At 63.5% G+C, this 9,856-nt stretch carries 8 protein-coding genes; 6 read left to right on the forward strand and 2 right to left on the reverse strand.

Annotation, left to right across the window (positions count from 1 at the left end; translation table 11 throughout):
• Both DBR23_RS05205 and DBR23_RS05210 read left to right on the forward strand, forming a co-directional pair.
• Positions 1-858, forward strand: an 858-nt coding sequence (locus tag DBR23_RS05205) for an alkene reductase (protein ID WP_108497529.1), incomplete at its 5' end; no start/stop codon positions are given.
• 1,059 nt (positions 859-1,917) lie between these two features.
• Positions 1,918-2,454: a hypothetical protein gene (locus DBR23_RS05210; protein ID WP_233250286.1), complete on the forward strand. Its 537-nt coding sequence runs from the start codon at positions 1,918-1,920 to the stop codon at positions 2,452-2,454.
• A gap of 218 nt (positions 2,455-2,672) precedes the next feature.
• Here the strand turns inward: DBR23_RS05210 and DBR23_RS05220 are convergent, their stop codons facing one another.
• Positions 2,673-6,197 carry an indolepyruvate ferredoxin oxidoreductase family protein gene (locus DBR23_RS05220; protein ID WP_369882084.1) on the reverse strand — a complete coding sequence of 1,175 codons (3,525 nt, stop codon included), beginning with the start codon at positions 6,195-6,197 and terminating at the stop codon, positions 2,673-2,675.
• Positions 6,198-6,387: 190 nt separating this feature from the next.
• Between DBR23_RS05220 and DBR23_RS05225 the strand changes: the two genes are divergently transcribed.
• Both DBR23_RS05225 and DBR23_RS05230 read left to right on the forward strand, forming a co-directional pair.
• Positions 6,388-7,170, forward strand: a complete 783-nt coding sequence (locus tag DBR23_RS05225; RefSeq protein ID WP_108497530.1) for a GntR family transcriptional regulator — start codon at positions 6,388-6,390, stop codon at positions 7,168-7,170.
• 25 nt (positions 7,171-7,195) lie between these two features.
• The gene (locus DBR23_RS05230; protein WP_060985783.1) at positions 7,196-8,035 is read left to right on the forward strand and encodes an AraC family transcriptional regulator; all 840 of its coding nucleotides are present in this window, start codon (positions 7,196-7,198) and stop codon (positions 8,033-8,035) included.
• Positions 8,036-8,099: 64 nt separating this feature from the next.
• Here the strand turns inward: DBR23_RS05230 and DBR23_RS05235 are convergent, their stop codons facing one another.
• Positions 8,100-8,462 carry a hypothetical protein gene (locus DBR23_RS05235; RefSeq protein ID WP_231940632.1) on the reverse strand — a complete coding sequence of 121 codons (363 nt, stop codon included), beginning with the start codon at positions 8,460-8,462 and terminating at the stop codon, positions 8,100-8,102.
• 651 nt (positions 8,463-9,113) lie between these two features.
• Here DBR23_RS05235 and DBR23_RS32215 point away from each other — a divergent pair.
• Together DBR23_RS32215 and DBR23_RS32220 are read left to right on the forward strand one after the other, a co-directional pair.
• The gene (locus tag DBR23_RS32215; protein WP_369882085.1) at positions 9,114-9,500 is read left to right on the forward strand and encodes an SOS response-associated peptidase family protein; all 387 of its coding nucleotides are present in this window, start codon (positions 9,114-9,116) and stop codon (positions 9,498-9,500) included.
• 27 nt (positions 9,501-9,527) lie between these two features.
• Positions 9,528-9,821, forward strand: coding sequence for a hypothetical protein (locus DBR23_RS32220; RefSeq protein ID WP_369882086.1), 294 nt, complete (start codon positions 9,528-9,530; stop codon positions 9,819-9,821).
• Positions 9,822-9,856: the final 35 nt, after the last annotated feature.

The following is a 9,856-nucleotide window of genomic DNA, read 5'->3' on the forward strand; positions in this document are numbered from 1 at the left end:
ATCTACAACGACGCGCAGATTGCAGCCTGGAGGAAGGTGACCGACGCGGTGCACGCCAAGGGCGGACGCATCTTCATGCAGATCTGGCACGCTGGCCGCGCAGCCTACCCTGGCGCTGCCGATGGCGCCCCCATTGTCTCCAGCAGCGCCACCGCCATTGAGGGTGAGATTCACACGCCCCAAGGCAAGGTGCCGCACGCGGTGCCTCACCCCCTGACCGCCCAAGAGATTCCCGGCATCGTGGCTGCGTTTGCTCAAGGTGCGCGCAACGCCATTGCCGCCGGCTTTGATGGCGTGGAAGTGCATGGCGCCAACGGCTACCTGATTGACCAGTTCCTGCGCGACACGCCCAACCAGCGCACCGATGCCTACGGCGGATCGCTGGAAAACCGTGCACGTTTGCTGTTCGAGGTACTCACTGCCGTGACCCAGGCGATCGGTTCCGAACGTGTGGGTCTGCGCCTGTCGCCCCTCAACAGCTTCAACAGCATGAAGGACAGCGACCCCCTGGCCCTCATCGGCTTCCTGGCCGATAGGCTCAATGCCTTCAAGCTGGCCTACCTGCACGTGATGCGCGCCGATTTCTTCGGCGTGCAGAAGGCCGATGTCATGCCCGTAGCGCGTGAAAAGTTCAAGGGTGTGTTGGTGGGCAATATGGGTTACAGCGCTGATGAGGCAGAGGCAGCCATTGCCGAAGGTAAGCTTGACGCTGTGGCCTTTGGCACCGCCTTCCTGGCTAATCCGGACCTGCCCGCACGCATCAGAGCCAAGGCACCGCTGAACGCGCCTGACTCCAACACGTTCTACGCAGGTGGCGCCAAGGGCTATACAGACTATCCGGCACTGCAGGTCGCATAAATCACCGCCCCAAAAGATCGAAGAAACGAGCCACTTTATACCCAAGGCTCTGCCCTTCGATCTTGCGAAGCTGTGAATCGATGGCGTCTACCGAGTGTTGTACGCCATCACGATCTTTAATAGATAAGTTGCCTCGGTTTGCTTCGCCGCCCGCCGAACTCGTACATCGTCTCCGGCTCAGGTAGTGCCGAGGCCGCGCTATCCTCCCATATCGAGTTCAGTCAGGTTCGGAAATTCCTGGTCGCAATCTACGGCACCAGACCCTCGAGACACCGCTGTAATTCTGCGCACCGCCAGTGTCAGCTGTTCACCTGATACTTGCCCTTGGCTTGGTAAAACTGCGGGCACTCGGATGACGGTTATCTGTAAGACGCCCTGAGGTGACGGTTAGGCCGCGAACGGCAGCCCGCCGCTACTTACCGGCGGCTCAAGATGCAAGCGTGATCTTCTGCTGTGCGTCGAGAACTGAGCTGCTGGCTGCTGCTGTTCAGCGAGGGTGAGGTTGCCCCTGAAAAGTGGAGTTCTTGACCCTTGTTGAAAATACCGTCGTCTGTGATGTGCACCGTGCGCGTGGTCCAGTCACAGCCGACGCGCCAGACCACGTCTTGACGGTCGATTTGGCTACTTTCCGCGATAGTAAGAACGCGTTTTGAGCGATTTTTATCTCCGGTAGCACCACTGGTGCCAGTCGAGCGGAAAAGTGCGCTGGATGGCTGTTCTGATGGCTGCAATCGGCATGCCAAATATCCAATCTTTCGCCGCCAGCGGCAGCTCTTCTGGTCAAAGTCCAGCAACGTCCAGCACAGCAAAACTCATGCTTTGGTTACATGGTGGCTGTTACCGGCGGCTAAAAAGCACTTGATTCAGGGCGTACTTTCCACGACGGCCATCGTCTCCTGTACAGCCACACGTCGACGAGAGCCTTGGCAACGTGGTCGATTTGCAGCGCGAACGGCACAAGCGGCGCGCGAAGGACGCCGCCTCCGCCGCTGCGGGCGAATTGCCCACCCACCTGCCACGGCGCACCGTCGTGCACCCACCGCAGTCATGCGGATGTCCATGCGCCTGCACCTGACTCTGAAGGACTTGCCGATGGCCACCAGCGCCGAGCTGTACCAGCTCAGTTGGGTCATCGAGCAGTTGCTTGCCGATCCGCGGCGCATCGTGCAGGCCCGAAGCCACTTGCATCTGGGCCAGCAGGTGCAGTACTTCAACTGGGACGACGGCAAGCAGCGTGCGCCGCGCGTGGTGTCGGTCAAGCACGATCGCGTGACGGTGCAGGATCAAGCGAGCGGGCGCCACGTGAGCTTGCCCTACGCGGCGATCTCGGTGGAGGTTGCCGCCACGGCAAACGCGGGCGACACGGTGCATGAGGCCTCCGAACTCGCACCGCCGCCCGAGGTCGGTCGGCGCGAGGACTTCCGCGTAGGGTCAGCGCGTGAGCTTCATCGATCGCAATCTGCAGCATCGCATCGGACTGATCAGGCGCATCAATCAGCAGACGTCCACTCTAGATTGCGACGGGCAGAGCTGGCGCGTGGCATTCAGTCTGCTTCGACATCTCGTCGATGTTTGAAAATCGCAGGTCGTCAATAACGGCCTTCGACGGACTATTACCCTGTTCCGCATGGCCGCCATCCTGCACGGCATCGCCTAACGCGCGGCGGACGGCACGGCGGCCGTGGCGGATGCGGTGGAGACCGGACGCAAGGCGGCCTCGCTCGCCGAACTGGCCTGGGACTGCACCCTGCGCCACCAGGCGGCCACGCGCTGACGGCACGGCCGGCGCGCGGCGCCGGCCGCCTCCCGTCGCGTCAGGCGGCCTTCTTCAACGCGATCACCCGGCGCTGGAGTGCTTCGAGCAGGGGCTTCTCCTGCTGACGGGCGGCCTCGACGCTGCGTGCGCGTACGTGTCCGTAGCCGCGGATGGATTCCGGCAGTTCCGCCAGCTTGACTGCCGCTTCGTAGTGACCCGCATCCCGCGTGCCGGCAATCACCGCCAGCGCCTGCTCGATGTTGGACTTGTATTGCGCAATCAGCGCCCGCTCCATGCGGCGCTCCTGCGTGCGGCCAAAGACGTCGAACGCCGTGCCTCGCAGGAACCGGAGTCCTGCCAGGAGCCGGAACGCCGGGAGGATCCATTGCCCGAACTCGCGCTTGCGCGGCTCGCCCGTCACGGAGTCCCGCTGCGACAGGATGGGCGGCGCCAGGTTGAACACCAGCTTGAAGTCGCCCTCGAACTGGCGCTCCACGCGCTGCAGGAAGCCCGTCTCGGTGTAGAGGCGAGCCACCTCGTATTCGTCCTTTATCGCCATGAGCTTGAAGCAGTACTTGGCCACGGCGCGTGTGAGGTCGCTGCGCCCCGGGAAGCTGCTGCGCTCGACGGAGCGGACATGTTCCACGAAGTCGGCGTACTGCCTGGCATAGGCCTCGTTCTGGTAGTCCACCAGGAAGCGTTTGCGCCAGGCGATGGCCTCATCCAGGTTCTCGATGACCGCGGGCGAGAGGCTTGCGCGCTGCGAGGCCTGCAGCGTCGACAACATGCGCCCGACCGCATCCGGGTCCACGACCGTGCGGCGGCCCCACAGGAAGGCGTCGCGGTTCATCTGCTGCTGGGCGCCATTGAGCTCGATGGCCTGCTCTATCGCGTCGGCGGTGACGGGGATCAGGCCCCGCTGGTAGGCGAAGCCCAGCATGAACATGTTGGCGGCAATGCTGTCCCCGAGCAGCGCGGTGGCGATGCGCCCGGCTTCCACGAAGTCCGCGCTGTCCGCGCCAACCGCGTCCACGATGTTGCGCTGGAGGCTGCCGCGCGGGTACTGCATGTCCGCATTGCGGGAGAACTCACCCGGCATCGTCTCCTGGGTGTTGACGACCATGCGAGTGCGTCCCTTGCGGGCAGCGGCCAGCGTCTTCGAATTGCCGGCAACGATCATGTCGCAGCCGAGCACCAGGTCCGCTCCACCGGCGGCGATGCGGATGGTCTTGATGGCCTCGGGCGACCTGCCGAAGCGCAGGTGGCTCCAGACCGAACCGCCCTTCTGGGCGAGACCTGCCATGTCCAGGATGCCGCAGCCCAGTCCCTGCAGGTGGGCAGCCATTCCAAGGATCGCCCCGATCGTGACCACGCCCGTGCCACCCATGCCCGTGACGAGGATGCTGTACACGCCTGCATCGAGGGACGGCAGTTCCGGCTGCGGGAGCGCCAGGAAAAGGTCGCCCGCGTCGCCGGCGCGTGCGGGCTTGCGCAGCGTGCCGCCCAGCACCGTGACGAAGCTGGGACAGAAGCCCTTCACGCAGGAGTAGTCCTTGTTGCAGGATGACTGGTCGATGGTCCGCTTGCGACCCAGCTCCGTCTCCAGCGGCTGCAGCGAGACGCAGTTGGATTTCGCGCCGCAGTCGCCGCACCCTTCGCACACCAGGTCGTTGATCAGCAGGCGCTTGGCGGGATCCGGGAACTGGCCGCGCTTGCGCCGGCGACGCTTCTCCGCGGCGCAGGTCTGGTCGTAGATCAGCGCGGTCGTTCCCTCGATCTCCCGCAGCTCCTTCTGGATCGCGTTGATCTCGTCCCGGTGGTGAACTGTCAGGCCCGGAGGCCAGTGGATGTCGGCGGGGTACTTTCCCGGCTCGTCGCTCACAACCACGATGCGCTTGACTCCCTCGGCGTGGACCTGGTGCGCGATGGTGGGAACGTCCAGGATGCCGTCGTGCCGCTGGCCTCCCGTCATGGCCACCGCGTCGTTGAACAGGATCTTGTAGGTGATGTTGGTCTTCGCCGCGACCGCCGCGCGGATGGCCAGCAGCCCCGAGTGGAAGTACGTTCCGTCGCCGATGTTCTGGAACATGTGCTTCCGCTGCGAGAACGGAGCTTCACCGACCCAGGACATGCCCTCGGCGCCCATCTGCGTGTAGCCGGTGGTGGAACGGTCCATCGCCTGGGCCATCCAGCTGCATCCGATACCTGCATAGGCCTTGCTTCCCTCCGGCAGCACGGTGGACGAGTTGTGCGGGCAGCCGCTGCAGAAGTAGAAGCTGCGCGACAGGATGTCGATCACGCCCTTGGGAGCGCGCATGGCGCGGATCTCGTCGAGGCGCCGGCGCAAAGCTTCGAGGCCGTGCCCATGGAGCTGCAGGAGCCGCTCTCCGATGGCAATGGCAATCTGGTTGGAATCGAGCGCCATCTCCGGCTGGAAGAGGCTCCGGCCGTCCTCGTCGAGCTTGCCGATGACCGCGGGCGCAGCGGCCTTTCCGTAGAGCTGCTCCTTGAGCTGGGACTCCAGGAGGCTGCGCTTTTCCTCCACGACCATGACCTTCTGGAGGCCGTCGGCAAAACGCGCGGCGCCCGCGGGTTCCAGGGGCCAGGTCATGCCGACCTTGTAGATGCGGAGCCCGAGCTCGCCTGCCTGCTCCTCCGTGAGGTCCAGGTCGTGCAGGGCCTGCAGCACGTCGAGGTAGCTCTTCCCGTGCGTGATGATGCCCAGCATCGCCCGGTCTCCATCCACGACCACTCGGTCGATGGCGTTGGCGCGGGCAAATGCCTTCACGGCGTCCAACTTGTGGCGGTGCAACCTCGCCTCCTGGGCGTGTGGCGTATCCGGCTGGCGAAGGTTCAGGCCGTCCGTGGGCAATTCCACGCCTTGGGGCGGGACGATGCGGACCCGGTCGACGTCAACGTCGATGGAGGCCGTCGCTTCCACGGTGTCCTTGACGCACTTAATGCCGACCCAGCACCCGCTGTAGCGCGACAGGGCCCAGCCGATCAGACCGAAGTCCAGGATTTCCTGCACGCCGGCGGGACTCAGGACGGGAATCATGGCGTCCACCATCGCGAACTCGCTCTGGTGGCAGGTTGTCGATGATTCGCAGGTGTGATCGTCGCCCATGAGGACCAGGACGCCACCATGTTTGGATGAGCCCGCGAGATTGCCATGCCTGAAGGCGTCCCCGGTGCGGTCGACGCCCGGGCCCTTCCCGTACCACATGGCAAAGACGCCGTCGTACTTTCCCTCCCCGGCCGCCTCGGCCTGCTGCGATCCCCAGACAGCGGTGGCAGCGAGGTCTTCGTTGACACCGGGGACGAACACGACGTCGTGGACAGCGAGTGCCTTGGACGCCTTGCCGAGCTGCTCGTCGAGCGTGCCCAACGGCGACCCGCGATAGCCGGTGACGTAGCCGGCCGTACTCAGCCCCTCCGCCTGATCACGCATGTGCTGCGTCATCGGCAGGCGCACGAGGGCTTGCGTTCCGGTGATGAAGACCCGGCCCTGGCGGAGCGTGTACTTGTCGTCGAGGCTGACTGTGCGGTTTGGCATGGCGAGCTTGGAAGTGGTTTCGAACAAAGTGCCGACACTTGTGTCGAACGCTATAAGGCCACGAAGAATCTTACATTTCCTGCTTGCCGGAAGCTAGGGAAACTACCAGGTTGAGGGCTGCAATCGATATCCGTATAACCTGGTGTTTTCACAAGTGACGACACTTGCCGGTCGGCCGGCCGTGCGTACCAGTGAACCATGAAAGCTGTCGCGCACCATGAAGGCCACCAAGTCCCCCCGCAAGGCATCCGCCAAGCCCTCCGTACCGCGCGACGAGAGCAACGTCGAGCGCCTGTACCTCGAGCTGCGCGACCGGGCGATGCGATATGAGTTCAAGCCGGGCGCGCGGATCAACGAAAAACAACTCGGCGAGCAACTCGGCGTCGCTCGCGCAACGCTGCGGGAAGCCCTGAACCGGTTGGTGGCCGAGGGGCTGCTCGAATTCGTGATGAACAAGGGCTTTTACCGCAAGTCCATCAGCGTCAACGAGGTGTTCGACCTTTATCAGGTCCGCATCGCGCTGGAGCGGCGGGCTGTTCTCTTGGCCATCCAGCGCGCCCCGGACGAGGAAATCGCGGCGGTGAAGGCGTACTGGGTGGATGTGATGCGGCGCTGCGACCAGCTGGCCACTGCCGACCTGGTGCTGGCGGACGAGGAGTTCCACCGCCGCCTCGTGGCCCTGTCCCAGAACAAGGAGCTCACCTCCTTCATCGACATCGTCACGCGACGCACCCACGTGGCGCGCCACGTCGACATCGAACAACTGTCGTCGTGGAACCTGCAGGCCTTCGACGCCCACCTGGAAGTGATCGACCTGATCGCGCAGCGCAAGACGGAGGAGGCGCTTCGAGTGCTTTCGGAGCACATTGACATCAGCCTGAAGAGGGCGCTCGAAATCACCAAGGAGATGGTCGCGCGCTTCTTCCTGGCCGATGGCGCCGAATCCTTGCAGGCCGTGGAGCAGGCCGCCCAGCGCTCGCAAGAGCAGCTTGCCGCGTAGGCCGGGCTCGCTTGAAGGAGTTCTGATGTCCGACCCGCTACGCATCATCCACGGCCCCTTCGGACGGGTCGTGCTCGTCCGCCTCGACCACTCGATGGTGCTGCACGCGCACCGGGACTGCCACATCGTCTTCAAGATCGGCGGAGCCGACATCCAGTTCGGAATCAACGGCAGGGAGTATCCGGTCACGGCGCAGAGCGCGCTGATGATCAACGCCTGGGAGCCGCACTTCTACAACCACCGCGAGACGAAGGAGAACACCGTCCTGCTCGCGTTCTACCTCCAGCCGCAATGGCTGAAGGAGCTGGACCGACGCTTCGCGCACAGCGCGCACCCGAAGTTCTTCGCGCGGCCGGTCGAGACCTTGACGCTGCGGCTGGCCCGGACACGGGACGACGTGGTCGATGCCTTGACCCAGCACGTTCCGCCGAGCACGCGCGAGATTGAGGCTCTGATTGCTGCGGTCTTCTGCGAGGTCCTGACGATCTCGCCCCCTCGCAACCTGCTTCATTTTGCGGGCGAGCATGGCGAACTTGACTTCGACGCGCGCATCAGGAGACTCGTCGAACACATGCTGAGCGCCGGCGATGCGAGTACCAGTCCGGAAGCGATGGCGTCGACGGCCGGGCTGTCGCGGCCCCAGTTCTTTCGGCTGTTCAAGAAGTCGACCGGGATGTCGCCGGCCATATTCCTGAGCATGCTCAAGATGGAATCGGGCCTGCGCAGCCTCACGCAGCGTGACGTCAAGCTTCAGGACATCGCCTTCGACCTCGGCTTCGATACCGCGGGCAACTTCACGCGCTTCTTCTCCGGCGTACAGGGGTTCGCCCCGAGCAGGTACCGGAAGATCCTCGAGGTCATGTGAACTGAAGCCCTCCCGCCTCGCCGCCGGCCAGGCTGACCAGCGGCGAACGGTCCCCACCGGCGGCCTATTTCCACTCGACCAGGATCTCGCGGTAGTCTTCCGTGCCGACGTTCTTGGCCTTGTGCTTGGCCGGCACCTTCACGCCCTTGCCGATCTCGGACATGACCTCGATGGTCCCGTCCTGGACCTTGAGCTCGAAGATCCCGTTCGTCGGCACCGGAAACAGGCCCACATCGTTGCCATGTTCGTCGTAGATCTGCAGCGGCGCGCCTTGCACCGCGAACCACATGTAGGAGCGGACATGGGTGTGGACGGGTGTCTCCGCGCCTACGGGAAGAACGAAGTCCCAGACGATGATCTTGTCGTTCTCGAACAGCTTGCGGCTTCCGACTCCAGGTTCCGATGCCATTTCCGTCGTGTTGCTCATGGTTTGTCTCCAGTAGTGTTCCAGGCTGTGCCGTGGATTTGTCGCTCAGCGCCGGCCGGCGCCTCCTTGGTGGACCCCCTGCAGCTGCCTTGCCGACGCTACAGGAAGTCCGTAAGGAATACTAGGGATACCTGCCGCAAACCCCCTTATCGAAAGCTTGCGCGCCTTGGCAAGAGGTATCGGGACTTAGCATGGAGTCTCACAACTTCAAGGAGGGACCGGGAGCGGCCCTGAAGGTGCTTTTGTGTTCGCCTGGGGCGAGCTTGGAGGGGACGCGGCGTCTCCGCCCCCCGGCCGGTCAACTGCGTTGGAGGCCGCGCCGCAAGCAAAGACCTCAACGGTGCCCCCGAATCTCATGCAGCTCATGCTGCGCGGCCTAGCTGGTACGTCGATTGAGGAGGTCTGCTTCCGACGCACCGCTGGCGTTCGCTGATCTACGGGTCAGGGTGGCTCAATGACCGAATTGCCGCCGACACCGTGAACTTGGCGTCCACTAGCGACCGACTGCTCACGCTGCGAAGCAGCCCTTGACAACTCTACGGCGGCTTGAGGCGACTGAGAACAGTCTCTGGTTGCTTCCGCGAAGACTGCTTCACATAGTTCCCCCAGAAAACCGATGTGCAAGGAAACAGCGGGTAGTAGCATAGAAAAATGTGCAACCGCTACGTATCCCCCACTGAGGCCGCCATCGAGCGCGAGTGGGCGATTGGTCGTGCCAACCCCAACCGCTGGTGGAATGAGGTCCTTTTCCCGCAAAGCACTGGGCCATTCATCCGTCGCAAACGAGGGGACTCAGGCTACAGCCGGGAGCTTGCTGCTGGTCAATGGGGCCTGATCCCCTGGTTTGCCAAGGAGGCGAAGCTCAAGTACCAGACCAACAACGCGCGATCTGAAGAGTTGGCGGCCAAGGCGAGCTACAAGCTGCCGTGGGCGCGGGGGCAGCGCTGCATCATCCCAGCCGAGTCATTCGATGAGCCGTGCTGGGAAACCGGCAAGAACGTGTGGTGGCGGTTCAAACGGGCCGATGGGACGCCCTAGGGCCTGGCCGGGTTGTGGAATGTCTGGGTGGATCCAGCGACCGGTGAGGAAATCGAGAGTTACACCATGCTAACGATCAATGCTGACGCACATCCGCTCATGGGACGCATGCACAAGCCAGATCCGAAGCTGGGGCCGGACCAGCAGGACAAGCGCTCAGTGATCCCGATCGAGGCGGGCGATGTGGATCAGTGGCTTGCGGGGACTATGGCTCAGGCGCAGGAGCTGCTCAGGCTGGCGCCGGTAGAGATATTCGAGGCTGAGTGTTGGTGCCGATGCAATCTTGACCAGCTAAACCGCAAAGTGCCAATCCAATATTGACCAGGGTGTTCCACTGACCTGCTGAGAATTTCAGC

Origin of the sequence: Acidovorax sp. HMWF018 (assembly GCF_003061035.1) — a bacterium.
Lineage (GTDB): Bacteria > Pseudomonadota > Gammaproteobacteria > Burkholderiales > Burkholderiaceae_C > Acidovorax > Acidovorax delafieldii.